23 protein-coding genes are annotated in these 19,530 nt (G+C 71.2%); 9 read left to right on the forward strand and 14 right to left on the reverse strand.

Translation table 11 applies throughout. The features are described 5' to 3' along the window. Positions 1-67: 67 nt before the first annotated feature. Positions 68-583 (reverse strand): PH domain-containing protein, encoded by a 516-nt coding sequence (locus tag ACZ6CV_RS00855; RefSeq protein ID WP_362367170.1) that lies wholly within the window; start codon positions 581-583, stop codon positions 68-70. Positions 584-682: 99 nt separating this feature from the next. Then, positions 683-1,360 (reverse strand): AIM24 family protein, encoded by a 678-nt coding sequence (locus tag ACZ6CV_RS00860; protein WP_469248550.1) that lies wholly within the window; start codon positions 1,358-1,360, stop codon positions 683-685. Between the two features lie 133 nt (positions 1,361-1,493). On the opposite strand from ACZ6CV_RS00860, the gene ACZ6CV_RS00865 reads away from it, so the two are divergent. After that, positions 1,494-2,963 carry a membrane-associated oxidoreductase gene (locus ACZ6CV_RS00865; RefSeq protein ID WP_469248551.1) on the forward strand — a complete coding sequence of 490 codons (1,470 nt, stop codon included), beginning with the start codon at positions 1,494-1,496 and terminating at the stop codon, positions 2,961-2,963. Positions 2,964-3,041: 78 nt separating this feature from the next. Here the strand turns inward: ACZ6CV_RS00865 and ACZ6CV_RS00870 are convergent, their stop codons facing one another. After that, on the reverse strand, positions 3,042-3,248 hold the full coding sequence (locus ACZ6CV_RS00870) for a DUF397 domain-containing protein (RefSeq protein WP_469248553.1): 207 nt from the start codon (positions 3,246-3,248) through the stop codon (positions 3,042-3,044). Then, entirely contained in the window at positions 3,230-4,063 is an 834-nt protein-coding gene (locus tag ACZ6CV_RS00875) for a helix-turn-helix domain-containing protein (RefSeq protein WP_469248555.1), read from the reverse strand. Before ACZ6CV_RS00875 ends, ACZ6CV_RS00870 begins: the two co-directional genes overlap by 19 nt. 115 nt (positions 4,064-4,178) lie before the next feature. On the opposite strand from ACZ6CV_RS00875, the gene ACZ6CV_RS00880 reads away from it, so the two are divergent. The 4 genes from ACZ6CV_RS00880 (at position 4,179) to ACZ6CV_RS00895 (ending at position 6,317) form a co-directional block, all read left to right on the forward strand. Next, positions 4,179-4,406, forward strand: a complete 228-nt coding sequence (locus ACZ6CV_RS00880) for a hypothetical protein (RefSeq protein WP_469248557.1) — start codon at positions 4,179-4,181, stop codon at positions 4,404-4,406. After that, positions 4,403-4,624, forward strand: a complete 222-nt coding sequence (locus ACZ6CV_RS00885; RefSeq protein WP_358773357.1) for a hypothetical protein — start codon at positions 4,403-4,405, stop codon at positions 4,622-4,624. The genes ACZ6CV_RS00880 and ACZ6CV_RS00885 overlap by 4 nt, the downstream gene beginning before the upstream one ends. 93 nt (positions 4,625-4,717) lie before the next feature. Continuing rightward, the gene (recO, locus tag ACZ6CV_RS00890; RefSeq protein ID WP_355808514.1) at positions 4,718-5,470 is read left to right on the forward strand and encodes a DNA repair protein RecO; all 753 of its coding nucleotides are present in this window, start codon (positions 4,718-4,720) and stop codon (positions 5,468-5,470) included. A 25-nt stretch (positions 5,471-5,495) separates the two neighbouring features. Then, positions 5,496-6,317 carry an isoprenyl transferase gene (locus tag ACZ6CV_RS00895; protein WP_362367187.1) on the forward strand — a complete coding sequence of 274 codons (822 nt, stop codon included), beginning with the start codon at positions 5,496-5,498 and terminating at the stop codon, positions 6,315-6,317. Between the two features lie 63 nt (positions 6,318-6,380). Here ACZ6CV_RS00895 and ACZ6CV_RS00900 read toward each other — a convergent pair whose 3' ends face one another. The 4 genes from ACZ6CV_RS00900 to ACZ6CV_RS00915 form a co-directional block, all read right to left on the reverse strand. Beyond that, the gene (locus ACZ6CV_RS00900; protein ID WP_355808519.1) at positions 6,381-6,782 is read right to left on the reverse strand and encodes a Fur family transcriptional regulator; all 402 of its coding nucleotides are present in this window, start codon (positions 6,780-6,782) and stop codon (positions 6,381-6,383) included. 71 nt (positions 6,783-6,853) lie between these two features. Next, positions 6,854-7,744 carry a metal ABC transporter permease gene (locus ACZ6CV_RS00905; protein WP_355808521.1) on the reverse strand — a complete coding sequence of 297 codons (891 nt, stop codon included), beginning with the start codon at positions 7,742-7,744 and terminating at the stop codon, positions 6,854-6,856. A gap of 13 nt (positions 7,745-7,757) precedes the next feature. Further along, entirely contained in the window at positions 7,758-8,546 is a 789-nt protein-coding gene (locus tag ACZ6CV_RS00910; protein ID WP_355808524.1) for a metal ABC transporter ATP-binding protein, read from the reverse strand. Positions 8,547-8,578: 32 nt separating this feature from the next. Next, positions 8,579-9,541: a metal ABC transporter substrate-binding protein gene (locus tag ACZ6CV_RS00915; RefSeq protein ID WP_469248560.1), complete on the reverse strand. Its 963-nt coding sequence runs from the start codon at positions 9,539-9,541 to the stop codon at positions 8,579-8,581. 186 nt (positions 9,542-9,727) lie between these two features. Here ACZ6CV_RS00915 and ACZ6CV_RS00920 point away from each other — a divergent pair, with 186 nt between their 5' ends. Then, a complete protein-coding gene (locus tag ACZ6CV_RS00920; RefSeq protein ID WP_355808530.1) occupies positions 9,728-11,110 on the forward strand; it encodes a glycine--tRNA ligase in 1,383 nt (460 codons plus the stop codon). 113 nt (positions 11,111-11,223) lie between these two features. Beyond that, complete coding sequence (locus ACZ6CV_RS00925) at positions 11,224-11,430, forward strand: hypothetical protein (protein WP_355808531.1); 207 nt, start codon at positions 11,224-11,226, stop codon at positions 11,428-11,430. Here the strand turns inward: ACZ6CV_RS00925 and ACZ6CV_RS00930 are convergent. Further along, positions 11,427-12,347, reverse strand: a complete 921-nt coding sequence (locus ACZ6CV_RS00930; RefSeq protein WP_469248562.1) for a class I SAM-dependent methyltransferase — start codon at positions 12,345-12,347, stop codon at positions 11,427-11,429. The genes ACZ6CV_RS00925 and ACZ6CV_RS00930 overlap by 4 nt on opposite strands. Before the next feature lie 205 nt (positions 12,348-12,552). Here ACZ6CV_RS00930 and ACZ6CV_RS00935 point away from each other — a divergent pair, with 205 nt between their 5' ends. Then, a complete protein-coding gene (locus ACZ6CV_RS00935) occupies positions 12,553-13,137 on the forward strand; it encodes a TetR/AcrR family transcriptional regulator (RefSeq protein WP_469248564.1) in 585 nt (194 codons plus the stop codon). Positions 13,138-13,163: 26 nt separating this feature from the next. On the opposite strand, the gene ACZ6CV_RS00940 is transcribed toward ACZ6CV_RS00935, so the two are convergent. The 5 genes from ACZ6CV_RS00940 to ACZ6CV_RS00960 all read right to left on the reverse strand — a co-directional run bounded on the left by ACZ6CV_RS00940 (position 13,164) and on the right by ACZ6CV_RS00960 (position 18,425). After that, complete coding sequence (locus tag ACZ6CV_RS00940; RefSeq protein ID WP_358705102.1) at positions 13,164-13,514, reverse strand: hypothetical protein; 351 nt, start codon at positions 13,512-13,514, stop codon at positions 13,164-13,166. Between the two features lie 83 nt (positions 13,515-13,597). Continuing rightward, the gene (locus ACZ6CV_RS00945; RefSeq protein ID WP_469248566.1) at positions 13,598-14,191 is read right to left on the reverse strand and encodes a TetR/AcrR family transcriptional regulator; all 594 of its coding nucleotides are present in this window, start codon (positions 14,189-14,191) and stop codon (positions 13,598-13,600) included. 24 nt (positions 14,192-14,215) lie between these two features. Next, positions 14,216-15,241: an aldo/keto reductase gene (locus ACZ6CV_RS00950; RefSeq protein WP_469248568.1), complete on the reverse strand. Its 1,026-nt coding sequence runs from the start codon at positions 15,239-15,241 to the stop codon at positions 14,216-14,218. A 392-nt stretch (positions 15,242-15,633) separates the two neighbouring features. Next, a complete protein-coding gene (locus tag ACZ6CV_RS00955; protein ID WP_469248570.1) occupies positions 15,634-15,984 on the reverse strand; it encodes a hypothetical protein in 351 nt (116 codons plus the stop codon). Positions 15,985-16,940: 956 nt separating this feature from the next. Further along, entirely contained in the window at positions 16,941-18,425 is a 1,485-nt protein-coding gene (locus ACZ6CV_RS00960; RefSeq protein ID WP_469248571.1) for an MFS transporter, read from the reverse strand. A 182-nt stretch (positions 18,426-18,607) separates the two neighbouring features. Between ACZ6CV_RS00960 and ACZ6CV_RS00965 the strand changes: the two genes are divergently transcribed. Beyond that, positions 18,608-19,489 (forward strand): helix-turn-helix transcriptional regulator, encoded by an 882-nt coding sequence (locus ACZ6CV_RS00965; RefSeq protein WP_469249579.1) that lies wholly within the window; start codon positions 18,608-18,610, stop codon positions 19,487-19,489. Positions 19,490-19,530: the final 41 nt, after the last annotated feature.

Raw genomic sequence — 19,530 nt, forward strand, 5'->3', positions numbered from 1 at the left:
TCCTCGTCCGGATCCGTCCGGAGCGGCGGCGCACCGGGGGAGTGCCCCGGCGACTCCACGAGCCCGCTCACGTCGCGTCCCCCGGCGTCGCCTGCGTGACCAGGGCCAGCCGTTCGGCCAGCTCGGCGGCGGTCGCGTGGTCGAGCCCCGTGACCTGGAGCGCGCCCTTCGCGGACGCGGTGGTGACCGTCACCGTGCTCAGCCCGAACATCCGCTGGACGGGGCCGCGCATGGTGTCGACGGTCTGCAGCCGCGACATCGGCGCGATCCGGCCCTCCGTCCAGAAGAAGCCGGTCCGCACGTACACCGCGTCGTCGGTGACCTCCCAGCGGTGCACCCGGTACCACCACGGCGGCAGCAGCGCCCCGGCGACCAGCCCGGCCCCCGCGACGACGGCGGCCGGCAGCAGCAGCCAGAAGCGGGCCGGGGTGATGAGCGCCCCGAGCAGCCCGAGGACGGCCGCGGGAGCGGCCGCCGTCAGCAGCAGGCGCGTGCGCCACCAGGCGACGGCACGGCGGTCCAGACGGTGCCGCGGTGGCCGCAGCCGTACGCCCGCCGTCGCGTCTCCTTGGTCAACAACCATGAGACGAAAGGTACTTGCTCCCCCAAGTCACCCGCGCACCCGCTGTGGCCGGACTCGGCCGGATCTCGACCGACGGGCCCCTCGCGCAACGGGTCGACCTCAGTGCTGCTGCGGCTTCTGCGGTGTCGCCTCGCTCGGCCGCACGATGACGTACCCCTCGCCCTCCAGCTTCAGCTGCACCGCCTCGCCCGAACCGCCGCGGATCATCGAGCCGATGGACTGCGAGCGGTGCAGCGACGTGTGCAGGTCGGCGGTCCAGCCGACCACCGCGTCGGTGTCCACGAACACCGGCTGCTGCGCCGACACGGGGATCACCAGCGGGCTGCCCTCACAGATCAGACCGAGCCGGCCGGACCCGGTGAAGACGCTGTTGAACAGCCCGCCGCCGGTCATCCCTGCGCCCTTCACGGTCTTGATCTCGTACGTGAGAGTGGCGTCGAAACAGAGGACGTTGCGGCCGTTGACCGTCAGGACGTCGCCCGGTTCGACGTCGACGATGAAGCAGTTCTGCGCCTCGTGCGCGAACCACGCCTCGCCCTGGCCGCGCACGGCCATCAGCGGCAGCCCCTCGCCGGTCATGGCGCGCTTGAGCATGCCGCCCACGCCCTGGCCCTTGCGCTCGAACTGCAGATTGCCCCGGTAGGCGATCATCGCGCCCTGCCGGGCGAACATCTCGCCGTTCACCGCGTACTTGACGGACTTGGCGTTCTGGAGGGTCATGCCGGGCGCGTGGGCCGGCTGGGCCATGTGGTCGCTGGAGAACAGGTCACTCTTCATGCCCGTATTTTGGGCCACCCGGGGTGATCGCGGAAGCGCGATCCCACCCCGGCATGCGGACCCTCTCCTTCCTGGGCCTCCTTCCTGGGCGCATCCCGGGTGCGGTCGCCCGGGTTCGCCTAGAGTCACGCCGGTGGAGATCACCGAACTGACCGCCGCCGAACGGCGGGTGTGGGAGGCGTTTCCGCTCGGGCGGACCGTCGACTTCTGTGAGCGCGACGGGGAATCCGCGGAGCCCGGTGCCGGCTGGGGGCCCGAGCGGAGCGTCCGCGGCGAGGTCCTGCGATGGCTGCTGCTCAGCGGGCCCCGGCAGGACGGCGAGGTCCCGGTCCTCCGCGTCACCGGCGCGCGGATCACCGGCCGCCTCAACCTCCATTACGCGGAGGTCGCCGGCCCGATCCACCTGTGGGCCTGCTACTTCGACGAGGTCCCCGACCTGTACGGGGCGCAACTGCGCCAGTTGTACCTCGGCCGGTCCGTGCTGCCGGGCCTGCACGCCACCGCGCTCCGCGTCGACGGCTCGCTGCGGATGACCGGCTGCCGGGTGCGGGGGCCCGTCCGGCTCGGCGGGGCGCGGATCTCCGGGGCGGTCTTCTTCGACGGGGCGCACGTGGGGGAGGAGGGCGTGACGTACCCCGAGCCGGTGCTCGCGCTCAATCGCGTGACGATAGACGACGACTTCCAGGCGGGCGGGGGGTTCCGCGCCGACGGGGAGGTCCGCCTCGCGGGGTCCGTGATATCCGGCGACATCACGTTCAACGACGCGGTACTCAGCAATCCGGGCGGTACGGCGCTGCACGCGTCGAACCTCAGCGGTGGGGCGGACCTGCACGCCAAGCGGCTCCGGGCGTACGGGCGGCTCAACCTGCCGGGCGTCCGCCTGCCGGGCATGCTCAACTTGGACGGCGCCCGGCTCTCCAACCCGGGCGGTACGGCCCTGCGCGCCAGCGTCGTCGCGTCCGCGCTCTCCCTGAACAGCCCCGAGCGGATCGAGGGCGACGTCACCTTGCGGGGCAGCCGGCTGGAGTTCCTGTTCGCCCCTCCGGGCATCTGGCCCGACCGCGTCCGCCTCGACGGCTTCACGTACGCGCGCCTCGGCCCGCACGAGCCCGCCGAGCGCTGGATCGATGTCCTGGGACGTGACACCGAAGGCTTCGTGCCGTACGCGTATGAGCAGTTGACCGCCGCGTACCGGCGTATCGGCGACGACGCGGCCGCGCGGACCGTGCAGCTCGCCAAGGAGCGGCGGCACCGCGCGACTCTGGCGTGGTACGCCAGGGCCTGGGGCCACCTTCAGGACGTGACCGTCGGCTACGGGTTCCGGCCCACGCGGGCGGCGGTCTGGCTGCTGTCGCTGCTGCTGGTGGGCGCGGTCACCTACGCGGTACGGGAGCCTGCGGCGCTGAAGCGGGAGGAGTCACCGGAGTTCAACCCCCTCTTCTACACACTGGATCTGCTGTTGCCGATCGTCGACTTCGGCCAGGAGAAGGCGTACGCCTCGCAGGGGGCGTATCAGTGGTTCGGGTATGCGCTGGTGGTGTTGGGGTGGACGCTCGCGACGACGATCGCGGCGGGCGTCACGAGGGCGATCAGTCGTCAGTAGGCAGCGGGTGTGGGTGCGGGGCGGGTGCGGGTTCGTGGGGCTGGTCGCGCAGTTCCCCGTGCCCCTGGGGAGCCTGCGTCAGCGTCGGCCCTTCGCGTACGTCACGAAGGCGTGCCAGGCGGTGGCGCCGAGGACCAGGGTGGGGCCCTGGGGGCCGTTCTTGCTGTCCCGCACGGGGACGACGCCGGTGACTCCGTCGGCGACCTCGACGCACGATTCTCCGCCGTCGCCGCCGCTGTAGCTGCTCTTGCGCCAGCGGGCGGTGGTCAGGTCGTAGTCGCGCATTTTCTGTAGTCCTCCGCCGCCGTTTCGATCAGAGTCAGGGACGCATCCAATGACAGCGAGGCGGCCCTGAGCAGATCGTAGTGTCCCCGTGTTCGCTTCACTACGGCTGGCTCGTCCAGCAGGTTCCCTGAAAGCACCGCCTCTGTATAGGCGGTCGGCGGCGCGTCAGCGAACTCCATGAGCTTCATCATCTTGCCCATGGCGGGGTGGGCACCGGAGGCGAACGGGAGCACCTGCACCATCGCTTGGTGCCTGCGCACCATGGTTGCGATGTGTTCCAGTTGGCCCGCCATGGTGACGAAGCCGCCCACCGGGATATACAGCAACGTCTCATGCAGGATCGCCCAATAGACGGGGCGCGGCGCCTCGCTGAGGACGGTGCCACGATCCAGCCGTACCCGAACCATCTCCTCGATGTACTCGTCCGAACCCAGTGGGTTGCTCGAGCGGTACACGGCGCGGGCATAGTCGGCCGTCTGGAGGAGCCCAGGAACCACCGCCGGCGCGAAGTCGCAGATCTCCGTGGCGAGCTGCTCCAGCTCCGCAACGTGGGCGAAGTACTCCGCATAAGGGGTCTCTGCGATCAGCTTTCGGCACATCCGCTCGAAAATACCGTCGGTTTGCAGGACCTCGTCGATCCGTTCCGCCACGTCCAACTGCGGTTTACGAATTGCCTGTTCGAACTGGCCGATGTATCCGCCGGAGACAAAGACCCGCGTACCCAGCGCCGACTGGCTGAACCCCGCGTCCTCGCGTCTCCGTTTCAGCTCCGCTCCGAAGAACTCCCAAGCCGCTTGCCGTGAACCATTGGCCATGGCCAACCGCCTTCCGCAGCCCCGCAGTTGTAGGGGACAGACTCCTGCCGAGTGTAGGCGGCGTGCGTCACCGTATGTGCGAGAAGAGTGAAATCCGGAGGCGAAGGGGAGCCACGTGAAGGTGGATGGAAAACATCACGCAGAGGCATGTATCGAACATGCGGAGGAAACCGTGAAGGAATTGCGCGCCGCACTCACCGAGGCGGGAATTACGCTGCCCTCGTTGGGGATCGACCCGGCGACTCTCGCCCGCGAGACGCCCTGTCCGCGCATCGAATTGGGCGGGTGTTCCGCCGACACGGCGGCCCGGCTGGCCGCCGCCCTGCGGAGGGCGGCGCCGTGAACCTCCACCTCCCCGTCGGCTCGTACGTGGTCGACACCCGCAGCGGCCGCGTCGGCCGGGTCATGGGCCACGAGGGGCCGTACGTCCAGCTGCGCCCCTACGGGGGCGGCCGGGAGTGGGACTGCACCCCGGAGGCCGTCCGCTCGGCGACCACCGAGGAGCGGCTGCGCGCGGCGACGGCGTACGCGAACGCCAGGAGCCGGGGCGAGGTCCCGTAGGGGGAGGGGTCCCGTAAGGGGACGAGGGGCCCGTAAGGGGGGAAAGCGTCCACCCGGGCCCGGGGACCCGTCGGCGTACGCGAGAATGGGTCCATGAGTCTGTTCCGCGACGACGGCATCGTGCTGCGCACCCAGAAGCTGGGTGAGGCGGACCGGATCATCACGTTGCTCACGCGCGGTCACGGCCGCGTACGCGCGGTGGCCCGCGGGGTGCGGCGGACCAAGTCCAAGTTCGGGGCGCGGCTGGAGCCGTTCTCCCACGTCGACGTGCAGTTCTTCGCGCGGGGGAGCGAACTGATCGGGCGGGGTCTGCCGCTCTGCACGCAGAGCGAGACGATCGCTCCGTACGGTGGCGGGATCGTCACCGACTACGCGCGCTACACGGCCGGGACGGCCATGCTGGAGACCGCCGAGCGGTTCACCGACCACGAGGGCGAGCCCGCGGTGCAGCAGTACCTGCTGCTCGTGGGCGCCCTGCGGGTGCTGGCCCGCGGCGAGCACGAGCCGCACCTGGTGCTCGACGCCTTCCTGCTCCGCTCGCTGGCCGTCAACGGCTACGCGCCGACGTTCAACGACTGCGCCAAGTGCGGAATGCCGGGCCCGAACCGCTTCTTCTCGGTCGCGGCGGGCGGCTCGATTTGCGTCGACTGCCGGGTGCCCGGCAGCGTCGTGCCGTCGGCGGAGACGCTCACGCTCCTCGGGGCGCTGCTCACCGGCGACTGGGAGACGGCGGACGCGTGCGAGGCGCGGCACGCCAGGGAGGGCAGCGGGCTCGTCTCCGCCTATCTGCACTGGCACCTGGAGCGCGGACTGCGGTCACTGCGGTACGTAGAGAAAAGTACGTGAACAGCTAGGTAGGAGAGAGCCCCCCATGGCACGACGCGGAATCCTCGGACGGTCCCGCCGTGAGTACACGCTTCCCGAGCCCCACCCCTCGGGCGCGCGGCCGCCGAAGATCCCCGGTGAGCTCGTCCCGCAGCACGTGGCGATCGTCATGGACGGCAACGGACGCTGGGCGAAGGAGCGCGGCCTGCCCCGCACCGAGGGGCACAAGGTCGGCGCCGAGCGCGTCCTGGACGTACTGCAGGGCAGCATCGAGATGGGCGTCGGGGCGATCTCGCTGTACGCCTTCTCCACGGAGAACTGGAAGCGTTCGCCGGACGAGGTGAAGTTCCTCATGAACTTCAACCGCGACTTCATCCGCAAGACCCGCGACCAGCTGGACGAGCTGGGCGTGCGGGTGCGCTGGGTGGGCCGGATGCCCAAGCTGTGGAAGTCGGTCGCCCGGGAGCTGGAGATCTCCCAGGAGCAGACCAAGGACAACGACAAGCTGACCCTGTACTTCTGCATGAACTACGGCGGCCGCGCCGAGATCGCGGACGCCGCGCAGGCCATCGCGGAGGACGTGAAGGCGGGCCGGCTCAACCCGTCGAAGATCAACGAGAAGACCTTCGCGAAGTACCTGTACTACCCGGACATGCCGGACGTCGACCTCTTCCTGCGCCCGAGCGGCGAGCAGCGCACGTCCAACTACCTGCTCTGGCAGAGCGCCTACGCCGAGATGGTCTTCCAGGACGTCCTGTGGCCGGACTTCGACCGCCGCGACCTGTGGCGTGCCTGCCTCGAATACGCCGGGCGCGACCGCCGCTTCGGCGGCGCGATCCCCAACGAGGAGCAGATCGCGAACAGTTAGGGCCGCGCGCGAGAGGGCCCGCACCGTCCGTCCGACGGTGCGGGCCCTCCCACGTACGTACCGTTACTTGCTCGCGCACTCCTGGCACGTGCCGAAGATCTCCACCGTGTGCGCCACGTTCACGAAGCCGTGCTCGGCGGCGATCGCCTCGGCCCACTTCTCGACCGCGGGGCCCTCGACCTCGACGGCCTTGCCGCAGACGCGGCAGACCAGATGGTGGTGGTGATCGCCGGTCGAGCAGCGGCGGTAGACCGTCTCGCCCTCGCTGGTGCGCAGGGCGTCGACCTCGCCGGCGTCGGCGAGGGACTGAAGGGTGCGGTAGACCGTGGTCAGACCGACCGAGTCGCCCTTGTGCTTGAGCATGTCGTGCAGCTCCTGGGCACTGCGGAACTCCTCTACGTCGTCGAGCGCCGCGGCCACCGCCGCACGCTGGCGGGTCGACCTGCCTCGAACCGGGGCTCCCACGGTTGCCTCCTCGCGTCTGCGCTCTGGTCTGGGCCTGCCGGGCCATTGTGCCAGGTCGGCCCGAACGCGGGTCAGCTCTTGGCCACCGGTTGGGCCGGGACCGTGCACTCCGCGGGATCGCCGGCCGCCTCCGCGGCGGCCACGGCCCGCGCCCTGCGCCTGGCCAGCGGTGTGGCGAGGACCGTGAGGACGACGAAGACGCCGATGGTGAGCAGCACGATGGTCGCGCCGGGCGGCACGTCCTGGTAGTACGAGGTGACGGTGCCACCGAGCGTCACCGCGACGCCGATCGCCACCGCGACCACGAAGGTCACCGCGAAGCTCCGGGTGAGCTGCTGGGCGGCCGCCACCGGCACCACCATCAGCGCGGAGACCAGGAGCAGACCGACGACCCGCATGGCGACGGTGACGGTGACCGCGGCGGTCACCGCGGTGAGCAGGTTGAGGGCCCGCACCGGCAGGCCCGTCACGCGCGCGAACTCCTCGTCCTGGCTGACCGCGAAGAGCTGGCGGCGCAGCCCGACCGTGACCAGGACCACAAAGGCGGCGAGCAGACAGATCGCGGAGACGTCCTCCTCGGAGACCGTCGACAGCGAGCCGAAGAGGTACGACTGGAGGTTCGCGTTCGAGCCGCCGGGCGCGAGGTTGATGAACATGACGCCGCCCGCCATGCCGCCGTAGAACAGCATCGCCAGCGCGATGTCGCCGCGCGTCTTGCCGTACCAGCGGATCAGCTCCATCACGACGGCCCCGACGATGGCGACCGCCGTGGCCATCCACACCGGCGAGGTGGAGAGCAGGAAGCCGAGGCCGACGCCGGTCATCGCCACGTGCCCGATGCCGTCGCCCATCAGGGCCTGGCGGCGCTGGACGAGGTAGATGCCGACGGCGGGCGCGGTGATGCCGACCAGGACGGCGGCGAGCAGCGCCCGCTGCATGAAGGCGTAGTCGAGGAGTTCCATGGCTCTTGCGTCCTCAGGTGAGCAGGCCGGTACGGACCGGCTCCGCGTCGGCGGTGTGCGGGTGGACGTGGTCGTGGCCGGGCAGGGCGTGCTGGCCGACGGCGCGCGGCGGCGGCCCGTCGTGCAGGACGCAGCCGTCGCGGAGCACCACGGCCCGGTCGATCAGCGGCTCCAGGGGGCCCAGTTCGTGCAGCACGAGCAGGACGGAGGCGCCCTGGGCGACCTGCTGGCGCAGGGTGGCCGCGAGGACCTCCTGGCTGGCCAGGTCGACGCCGGCCATCGGCTCGTCCATGATCAGCAGCTCCGGTTCGGAGGCCAGCGCGCGGGCGATGAGGACGCGCTGGTGCTGGCCGCCGGAGAGGGCGTTGACGGAGTCCTTGGCGCGGTCGGCGAGACCGACGAGCTCGATGGCGCGGGCGACCGCCGCACGGTCGGCCTTGCGCAGCACGCCGAAGCGGGCCCGCGAGAGCCGCCCGGAGGCGACGACCTCGCTGATCGTGGCGGGCACCCCGCCGGCGGCGGTGGTGCGCTGCGGCACGTACCCGACGCGGGCCCAGTCGCGGAAGCGGCGGCGCGGGGTGCCGAAGATCTCGACCTCGCCGCCGGTCACCGGGACCTGCCCTATGACGGTGCGGACGGCGGTGGACTTGCCCGAGCCGTTGGCGCCGAGCAGCGCGACGACCTCGCCGCGCCGCACGCTGAGGTCGATGCCGCGCAGGACGGGGCGCGAGCCGAGCTCGGCCGTCACCTTGCGCAGGGATATGACGGCTTCGCCTTCGCCGGGACCGGCTGACTTGCTCATGGCGGGTGCCTCCGTAGCCGCGGGGGAGTGGGTCACTTGGTGCCCAGGGCCTTCTGCAGGGCCTTGAGGTTGGACTCCATGACCTGGATGTAGTCGGTGCCCTTGGAGTCGTCGGTGATGCCCTCGATGGGGTCGAGCACGTCGGTCCTCAGGCCGGTGTCCTTGGCGAGGGTCTTGGCCGTCTTGTCGCTGACGAGCGTCTCGTAGAAGACCGTGCTGACCCCGTCGGCCTTCGCCATCTTCTGCAGCTCCCTGACGCGCTTGGCGCTGGGCTCGCCCTCGGGGTCGAGGCCGCTGATGGCCTCCTCGGTGAGGCCGTACCGCTCGGCGAGGTAGCCGAAGGCGGCGTGCGTGGTGATGAAGACCTTGGACTTGGTGTCCTTCAGGCCGTCTTCGAAGGACGTGTTCAGGCCGCCGAGCCGCTTCACGAGGTGTGCGGTGTTCTTCTTGTACGCGGCCGCGTTGTCCGGGTCGGCCTTCTCCAGGGCCTTGCCGACGCCCTCGGCGACCTCGGCGTACTTCACCGGGTCGAGCCAGATGTGCGGGTCGGCGCCCTCGTGGTCGTGGTCGTGGTCGTGGCCGTGGCCGTCGTGTTCCTCGGCGTGCCCGCCGACCTCGTTGCCGTGCTTCTCGGTGCTGGTGAGGGAGGCGGCGTCGACCTTGGTCTCGATGCCGGACTGTTCGATCGCGTCATCCACGGCGGGCTGCAGGCCCTTGAGGTAGAGGGCGACGTCGGACTCCTCCAGCTCGCCGCGCTGGCGGGCGGAGACGTCGAGGTCGTGCGGCTCCTGGCCGGGCTCGGTGAGATTGGTGACGGAGACGTGCTTCCCGCCGATCTGCTCCGCCAGATACTGCATGGGGTAGAACGACGCCACGACGTCCAGCTTGCCGTCCTCGCCGGCCGCGGAGGAGGAAGAGCAGGCCGTCAGTGCGGTGAGGCCGAGGACCGTGGCGGAGGCGAGGGCGGCGGCGGGTATGAGGCGTCGTACGTTCATGACACTCATTTTCAACAAATGTGGAAACGATTGTCAACAAGCCCCCCGGACCGGGCTCCGCCCCCGTGCCGCGGCGGAACCGATTTGATTAGGGGGGTGAGGCCGCCGGTAACCTGAAGCATTCGCTCCCGAAGCCACTGCTTTGGCAGTAACCGCTTCGCCCGCCGTCGTCATGAAGAGAGCACCGTGGCCGCCGACAAGATCGACACCATCGTCAGCCTGAGCAAGCGCCGTGGCTTTGTTTTCCCCTGCAGTGAGATCTACGGCGGACAGCGTGCCGCCTGGGACTACGGTCCGCTCGGCGTCGAGCTGAAGGAGAACCTGAAGCGCCAGTGGTGGCGCTACATGGTCACCTCGCGTGAGGACGTCGTCGGCATCGACTCGTCGGTCATCCTGGCGAGCGAGGTCTGGCAGGCCTCCGGCCACGTCGCGACCTTCTCCGACCCCCTTACCGAGTGCCTCTCCTGTCACAAGCGCCACCGCGCCGACCACCTGGAAGAGGCCTACGAGGCCAAGCACAACCGCCCGCCGGCCAACGGCCTGGCCGATGTGAACTGCCCCAACTGCGGCACCAAGGGCCAGTTCACCGAGCCCAAGCAGTTCTCCGGCATGCTCGCCACGCACCTCGGCCCGACCCAGGACAGCGGCTCCGTCGCCTACCTGCGTCCCGAGACCGCGCAGGGCATCTTCACCAACTTCGGCCAGGTCCAGCAGACCTCGCGCCGCAAGCCGCCCTTCGGCATCGCGCAGATGGGCAAGTCCTTCCGCAACGAGATCACGCCCGGCAACTTCATCTTCCGCACCCGCGAGTTCGAGCAGATGGAGATGGAGTTCTTCGTCAAGCCGGGCGAGGACGAGAAGTGGCAGGAGTACTGGATGGAGCAGCGCTGGAACTGGTACACCGGCCTGGGCCTGCGCGAGGAGAACATGCGGTGGTACGAGCACCCGAAGGAGAAGCTCTCCCACTACTCCAAGCGCACCGCTGACATCGAGTACCGCTTCCAGTTCGGCGGCAGCGAGTGGGGCGAGCTGGAAGGCGTCGCCAACCGCACCGACTACGACCTGACCGCGCACTCCAAGGCGTCCGGCCAGGACCTGTCGTACTTCGACCAGGAGGCCGGCGAGCGCTGGACTCCGTACGTCATCGAGCCCGCGGCCGGCGTCGGCCGCACGATGCTCGCCTTCCTCCTCGACTCCTACATCGAGGACGAGGCGCCCAACGCCAAGGGCAAGCTGGAGAAGCGCACGGTCATGCGCTTCGACCACCGCATCGCGCCGGTCAAGGTCGCGGTCCTTCCTCTGTCGAGGAACCCGGAGCTGTCCCCGAAGGCCAAGGGTCTGGCCACCGCCCTCCGGCAGAACTGGAACATCGAGTTCGACGACGCGGGCGCCATCGGCCGCCGCTACCGCCGCCAGGACGAGATCGGCACGCCGTACTGCGTGACCGTCGACTTCGACACCCTCGACGACAACGCCGTGACGGTGCGCGAGCGCGACACGATGAAGCAGGAGCGGGTCTCCCTCGACCAGATCGAGGGCTACCTCGCCACGCGCCTCGTGGGCTGCTGACGCCCGCACGGTCCTCGTGCGGTCCTCGCAGACCTCGTACGGTCCCTGAGTGACGGCAGGAAGCCCCCGGTTCCGGGTTATGGAACCGGGGGCTTCTGTGCACACTGAGGCGCATGCCTCCAACGACCACGAGCAGGGTCAGACGCTGGGACCAGCACGGGCGCGAGCACGTCGTCCAGGTGCAGAAGGCGGGCGGGCAGCGGCAGTTGAGCTGCGCGACGTGCGGCTGGCGCCGGAAGGCGCAGTTCCTGCCGTGGCTCAAGGCCGAGGAACACCTGGCGGAGGAGCATCAGGCGACGGTGGATCCGTCGGGGTCCTAGGACGCCTGCCGCGGGTGGGCCGGGTTGGCCGGGCGGTCCGCCGTGACCAGCCATGCGGTGCTGCGGAGCCGGACGGTGCGGTTCGCGTCGGCCGCCTGGTGGTGGCGGAGGTGGTCGGTCAGGGTGCGGTGGGCCCGCGCGCGCGTGCTCGCGTCGGCCTGTGCGACGAGGTGCCGGCCGGGCCCGGTGCTCAGCAGGAAATCCGCCGCGTCCTCGGCGCCGTGCCCCCACGTCCCGTACGCCTGCGCCTGGTTGATGTCGACGCCGGTGAACCCGGCTGCGGTGAGGACCTCGCGGATGCGGTCCGGGGCGGCCAGTGAGAACATGCCGGGCAGCCCCGGCCGCCCGAAGTCGCCGGAGGAGCCGCCGGGTGAGCCATCGGCGGTCAGGGTGTCGCGCAGGGACGCCATCGCCGCCACCCAGTCGTTGAGCGCGGCGTCGGCGGGGCAGACGAACGCGAGGCGCCCGCCCGGCCGCAGGGCCCGGCCGATGTTGCCGAAGGCGGCCGCCGGATCGGCGAAGAACATCACGCCGAAGCGGCTGACCGCCGCGTCGAAGGTGCCCGGTTCGAAGGGGTGCACCTGGGCGTCGCCTTGCGCGAAGGCGACGTTGGCGATGCCCTCGTGCGCCGCGCGCTCGCGTGCCGTGGCCAGCATCGGCCCGGACAGGTCGAGGCCGAGGGCGTGCCCGTGGGGTGCCCGGCGGGCGGCGAGGCGGGTGGTCTGCCCCGAGCCGCAGCCGAGGTCGAGGACGCGGTGGTCGCCGGCGGTTTCGGGGGTCAGCCCGGCGGCGTCGAGCAGCGGCTCGTTGAAGCCCTGGTTCACCGCGTTCCAGCGGTCTTGGTTCTCGGCCCAGTGCGAGCCTTCGGGGCCGTTCCACGCCTGTGACTGTTCGGTGTTGACGACGACGTCCGGCATGGGGGCCTCCTGGGGGATGGTGAGTGGTCGACGGGTGGCTGAGGGGCGGCTGACGGGGAATGGGCGATCGCCCAGACATTCGCAGCCGGTATGGGCGCTTGCCCAAACAACGCCCACAGTATGGGCGCTCGCCCAAACTGGCAATCCCCGTCATGACCGTTACGATCGGCGCGGTTGTACGCCCCGAGAGCGAAAGAGAGGGCCCATGTCACCGCGTGGAGTGGCCACGCCGGATGTGCGCGAGCGGCTGTTCGCGGCCGCCGAGCGCGTCGTGGCGCGGGGCGGGCCCGGCGCCCTCACCAGCCGGGCCGTCACCACGGAGGCGGAGTGCTCCAAGGGGCTGCTGCACGCGCACTTCGCGGGGCTCGACGAGTTCGTGGCCGAACTCTGCCTGGACCGGTTCGCGCGGACGGCGGCGAAGGCGCGGGCCCTGTCCGGGGCCGCGGGCCAGGGCACGGTGGCGCAGAACCTCTACGCCGTCGCCCTCGTCCTCTTCGACTCGGCGGGCCCCGCCCTCTCGGGCCTCGCCATGAGTCGCCCCGCCACGGCGCTGCGCATCCGCGAGGCGCTGCAGGAGGGGGCGCCGGGCTTCACCGCGATCCAGGAGTCCGTCACCGGATATCTGGAGGCCGAGAAGGGGCTCGGCCGGCTGGCGGAGACCGTCGACCCGGAGACCGTGGCCCTCGCGATCGTCGGCACCGCGCACCATCTGCTGATGACGAGCTGGCCGGACGCGCCGGACCCGCGGCTCGCGTTGACGCGCCTGGTGACGGCGATGGTGGGGGGCTAGGGCTAGGGCTAGGGCCCGGGTCGGGGTCAGTCGCCCTGGGACCAGGCGGCCACGGGGAGGGAGAGGTAGACGCCGAAGTCGTCGCAGCCGGTGGCGAGGCGGATGGCGTCGTGCAGTTGGTCCACCCGCTCCTGCCGGTCGCGGGAGCGGCTCTCGAACCACTTCGACCGCACCTCGACGACGAAGTCGAGACCGCTGCGGTCCCACGGCCCGAGCTCCCGGAACCGCAGCTCCACGTCGCCGGGCCGGAGATCACCGTCGTACGGCTCCTCGGGGCACTCCACCGCGAGCGACACCAAGTGGGGGAGTGCGGAACCGAGTTCGCGGAGGGTGGCCTCGGGGACCTGGGGCGCGTAGGTGATCTCGACGAGCGGCATCGGATCACTCTATCCAGGGGCCGCGGGGCCGCTCCAGGGCTTTGTGGCGGTGGCGGAGCGCCAGGCGCTCGGGCCGGTCGAGGTCACGCGCGCAGGCCGCGCAGGGTCAGGTCGAGTACGGCGTCGAACGCGGCCTGGATGCCGGGGCGGGACCAGTGCGCGGCGTACGCCGGATCGTGGAAGCGGGAGGTGGCGTCGAAGACCGCGCGGGCCGACGTCGCGGGGTCGGCGGACGCGAACTCCCCGCTGTCCGCGCCCTGTTGGATGATCGCGGTCAGCTGTCCTGTGAGGTCGGCGATGTGGTCGTCCACCACGTCGCTGTTCTCGTCGACGAGCACCGAGTACGTGTCGAAGAGCTCGGGGTCGTCGCCCGCCTTGTGCTGCTTGGCCTCGAAGAGGCCCGCCAGCCAGTGGCGGAGCTTCGCGTCGGCCGGCTCGGTGCCGGCGACGATCTCGGCCAGCGCGCCGGAGGTACGGTCCAGCCAGCGCCGCGTCACCGCGCCGCGCAGCTCCGCCTTCGTACGGAAGTGGCGGTAGACGGTGCCGTGGCTGACCCCGAGGGCGCGGGCCACGTCGACGACGGTGGCCTTGGCCGCGCCGTGCCGGCGCAGCACCTCCTCGGTCGCTTCGAGGATGCGCTCGGGGGTCAGGGGAGCGGGAGCCGCCGCGGATGCCATGGCTAGACCGTACCCGCGGGTGGTTCAGTGCTCGCTGTCGAGGTGTGCCATCTGCGCCTCGGGGTAGCGTGCGCCGGCCGCGGCGTCCGCGGGGACGGCCGCCTCGATCGCCGCGAGGTCCGCGTCGTCGAGCGTCACGTGCAGGGCGCCGAGCGCCTCGTCGAGCCGGGTCCGGGTGCGGGCGCCGACCAGCGGGACGATGGCCGCGTCGTGCCGGGGGCCCTGGGCGAGCACCCAGGCGATGGCGGTCTGCGCGACGCTGACGCCCTTCCGGTCGGCGATCTTCCGCAGGGCCTCGACCAGGTCCAGGTTGCGGTCGAGGTTCTCGCCCTGGAAGCGGGGGCTCATCGAGCGGAAGTCGTTCGCGGCGAGCTGCCGGTCGCGGGTGAAGTGGCCGGAGATCAGGCCGCGCGAGAGTACGCCGTACGCGGTGACGCCGATGCCGAGCTCGGCGACCGTCGGCAGGATCTGGGCCTCGATGCCGCGGGAGATCAGGGAGTACTCGATCTGCAGGTCGGAGATGGGGGCCGTGGCGGCCGCGCGGCGGATCGTGTCGGCGCCGACCTCGGAGAGGCCGATGTGGCGCACGTGGCCCTTCTCGACGAGGTCGGCGATGGCGCCGACGGTCTCCTCGATGGGGACGTCGGGGTCGATGCGGGCGATGCGGTAGACGTCGATGTGGTCGACGCCGAGGCGCTGCAGTGAGTAGGCGGCGAAGTTCTTGACGGCCGCGGGGCGCCCGTCGTACCCCGACCAGCCGCCGTCCGGGTCGCGGAGTGCGCCGAACTTGACGCTGGTCAGGGCGTGTTCGCGGTGGGCGGCGGGGGCGGAGCGGAGGGCTTCGCCGATCAGCATCTCGTTGTGGCCCATGGCGTAGAAGTCGCCGGTGTCCAGGAGGGTGACGCCCGCTTCGAGGGCGGCGTGGATCGTCGCGATGGACTCCGTGCGGTCCGCTTCTCCGTAGAGCGCGGACATGCCCATGCAGCCGAGGCCGAGGGCGGAGGTGCGGGGGCCGTGGGTTCCGAGGGGGAGGGTGGGGAGAGTTCGCATGGGTTCATGGTGGCATGACGGATGACAGATTTCAATATCTGTCAGTTGTCATTGAGGGTGGGGCGCGATGAGGGGAGGGGGTGGGTTGGTGTGCTCTGGCGGCTGCAGGCCCGCTTGGGCCGGGGTGTGGGGGTGGCGGGGCCGCGGGGGTATGTGCGTACTCGCCATCCCTGCGCCACGCCGCACGGACAATGACGCCAGAGTTCGCTCGCTGCTCCGTTCGCACATACCCCCACGTCCCCTCCCGCCCGGCACCCGGCTGCGGGCCGGTGGGGCCACGCCCGCCCCTGACTGGGCTGGCGTCGCAGCCCGTCACGGAACCGGGCCGTGACCCGCCGGTCGGCAGGTACGGCCCGGGTAACTCTCAGTGTATGTGGGTCAGTTCGCGTGCCTCAGGGATTGCGGATGGTCCTGGAGGCCACGACCCAGCCCTTGCGGTCGCCCAGGTCCTTGCCGTAGTACCAGAGGTTCCCCGCGGAGCTCTTGGCCGTGCAGACGGCCAGGAAGTATTCGCCGTAGTTGAGGTGGTACCGCTTGGAGTAGCCCTGGGCGGGGCCGCTGCGGATGGTGGCTCCGGCGAGGTCGTGCACGATCCGGTAATGATTGGCGATGTTCTTGGAGCAGCCGCTGCTGTCCACGGCCGACGCCGCGGGCGCGGTCGCGAGAGCGGTACCGAGAACGGCGACGGCAACTGCCGCGGACGTGGCGGCAGTACGGCCCAGGCGCCGCGAAGAACCGCGCATCTTGAGGAATATGGACACGAGAACCTTCCGAATGAGCGAGACGATCCCAGGAGCGCGAACCCAGGGGATCTTGTTTGCAGGTGTGAGCTTAGCTGTCGGGTGGTGGTGCCTTGGCTGGCCTGCCGGCGGACAGTTGCCGGGGTGATGTTGTCCGGCCGAACAGTCGTATTTCGCTTTTGTGGCGTCTGCGTGCCGCCCCGGTCGGGTTCGGAGAGGCTCCCGGTGCAGCTGCGGATGAGGCTGCCAGGCAGGCGAGTTGAGGTCGGCTGGTGGCGGAGGTGCCCGGGATGGCCAGAGCCCTCACGGCTGTGCCGTCGCCGCCCTTCTCCGACTCGGGTGACGCCAAGTTCGCGCCTCCCGGACCGTCGCGGGAGCAGCCCACGGCACCGTCGCAATCGCCATCGCCTCGATCCTCCGCTCCGGCTCCGCCCGTGGTCTTGGGGTTCGACGTACGGCCAGTTTCGGCCCACGTTCTGTCGGAGACATTTCTGCCTGCTGTCTGGCTGCGGACTCTCAGAGCGGACTCTCAGAGCGGACGGCCCGATCGCGTCCCACAAGCTGAGTCACCCCACCTGCCCGTTCTCCCGCAGACATCGCGGGTGACCCGCGCCCGCCCGCCCTTCCTCCCGCAGGACATCGCGGGGTGACCCGCGCCCGCCCGCCCTTCCTCCCGCAGGGCATGGCGGGGTGACCCGCGCCCGCCCGCCCTTCCTCCCGCAGGGCATGGCGGGGTGACCCGCGCCCACCCGCCCTTACGCCCGCAGGGCATCGCGGGGTAAGCCCCACCCACCCGCCCCTACCCCCGCAGGGCGTCGCGGGGTGAACGGGTGGGTGGGTGGGAGGCATCCGCCGCGGAGCGGCGGGGCTGTTGGTGGCCGCAGGCGGAAGAGGGGATCGGCCTCCCCCTCCCGGGCCCTTCGCGGAGCGGCCCGCACTACGTCGACCGCGGCCGCAGGCTACGCGGCGCCACCACGGCCGGCCCCGCCACCCGGACCAAGGGAAGACGCCAGCCGCACGCTCCCCAGAGCCAACGCGCCCAACCCCACCCCCTGGACCGCCAACGCCGCCTCGAAGGCGCCCCGGATGCCCAGGTCCGGAATCAGCCCCAAGAAGAGCGAGCCCACCGTCGCCACCCCCAAGGCGAGGCACGACTGCTGCACCGTCGCCGTGAGCCCACCCCCCGCCCCCGCCCGCGCAGCCGGCACCGCCGCGAGGGCGAGGCGGTAGTACAGGGCGAGTTGGACGCCCTGCCCGGCGCCGCAGAGGAGCAGGCCAGGGGCGAGCGCCAACGGGGCGAGATCGGACCACGACGTCCACAGCAACGTCAGCGCCAGCACCGCCAGGCCCACCCCGTGCACCACGGCCGCCCGCGCCATCGCGCGGGCACCCCACCGGCGGACCAGACGCGGCACGAGCATCGACGCCGGAATCTGCGTGAGCCCCATGGGAATCACGGTCAGGCCCGCCTTCAACGCCCCGTAACCCAGCCCCTGTTGCAGGACGATCGCGAAACCGAACATGAAACCGCTGAACCCGATGAAGATCGGCAGACCCAGCACCAGACTGCCGCGCACCCCGGGCTCACGCAGCAGCGACGGAGGCAGCAGCGGACTGCCGCCCCCGCGTTCGGCACGTCGCTCCACCCCGGCGAACGCCGAGCCCAGCAGCGGCGCCGCGGCCAACAGCAGGACGGACCACAGCGGCCACCCCGTCGCACGGCCCTCCGTGAGCGGCAGGAGGAGCGCGGTCAGGGCGCCCGCGAACAGGATCGTGCCGAGTACGTCGCTCCGGGCCGGCCGCTCGGCCCTGCTGTCCGGCACCGCCCGCACGCCCACCAGCAGCGCCGCCGCCGCGATCGGCACGTTCACGAGGAACACCGCGCGCCAGCCGGTGCCGGCCAGGTCGGCCGTGACCAGGGCACCGCCGAGGGCCTGGCCGAGCAGGCCCGCGATGCCGCTGACGGCGCCGTACAGGGCGACGGTCCGTGCCCGCCGCTCGCCGCTCGTCGTCGCGTGGATGGTGCCGAGGACCTGCGGCAGCATCAGCGCGGACGCGGCGCCCTGCGCCACCCGCGCCCCCACCAGCCACCACGCGCCGGGCGCGAGCCCGCAGGCCAGCGAGGTCACGCCGAACGCGGCCACGCCCCACAGGAACAGCCTCCTCCGGCCGAAGGTGTCCCCCAGCCGCCCGCCGAGGACGAGGAGCACGGCGTACGCCACCGCGTAACCCGCCACGACCATCTCCAGCGTGGCGGGGGAGGCGTCCAGGTCGTGTTCGATGCTGGGCAGGGCGACGTTGACGATGAAGAAGTCGATGCTGGAGAGGGAGGCGCCGAGGAGGACGGTCAGCAGGCCGAGGGCGGTGAGGACCGTGGGAGGTCCGTGGTGTTCGGAGGGCGCGGATGGCGACTTCGCCTGGGATGTATCGGGTGTGAGGGTCACGTATACGACGATGTTCCGGCGCCCAGAGGGGTACCAGAGTGTCTTTATCCTGGTACCAGGCGAACCTGGAAACAGGCTGCGCGATGGCGGAGCCTGGACGCGTGACCCTCACCGCAGACCCGGCAGACCTGGCGGCCGCCTCAGATACGACGGCGCCCGCAGACCCGACGTCGACCGCGCACATGACCACCACCACCGCCACCGCCGCCACCACCGGCGCCGACATCCGCCGACAAGAGCTCGCCGCCTTTCTCCGCAGCCGTCGCGAGCGCATCACCCCCGAGCAGGTGGGCCTGCCCCGCGGCCCCCGCCGGCGTACGCCGGGGCTGCGCCGCGAGGAGGTCGCGCAGCTCGCCTGCGTGGGGGTCACCTGGTACACGTGGCTGGAGCAGGCCCGGTCCATCAGGGTGTCCGCGCAGGTCATCGACGCCATCGCCCGCGCACTCCTGATGGACCCCAGCGAACGCGCCCACCTCTTCGCGCTCGCCGGAGCCGTCGACCCGCGCCCCGAGGGGGAGTGCACCGCACTCTCCGCGGAGGTACGGCGACTGATGCGCCGCCTCGCCCCCTACCCCGCCACCGTGCAGAACGGCCGTTACGACGTCCTCGCCCACAACCGCCCCTGGGTCCACGTCTTCGGCGACTTCGACGCGATGCGCCCGCGGGACCGCAACTGTCTGTGGCTCCTGGCCACCAGCGAGAGCTGGCGCGAGACCTTCCTCGACCGGGACGAGATGCTGCGCGACCTCGTCGCCAAGTTCCGCGGCTCCATGGCCGAGCACGGCGCCGAACCGGCCTGGAAGGAGCTGCGCGACCGGCTGGTGGGGGCCTCCGCCGAGTTCCGCGAGCTGTGGCGGCGGCACGAGGTCGCGACCATGTCGCCGCACGTCAAGCGGTACCAGCACCCCCGGGTCGGGCTGCTCAGGCTGGAGCACCGCATGCTGTGGATGGCCCCGCTGGCGCAGGCCCACCGGCTGATCGCGTACGTCCCCGCCGACGACGAGACGGAGGAGCGTCTGGAGCGCCTCGCGGAGCTGTGCGGGGAGGACGGCGCGGGCGCCTGAGGAGTCCCGAGGAGTCAGGGGTTTACGGGCGCCCGAGGAGC

The sequence above is a fragment of the Streptomyces sp. NPDC041713 genome, from assembly GCF_055591085.1.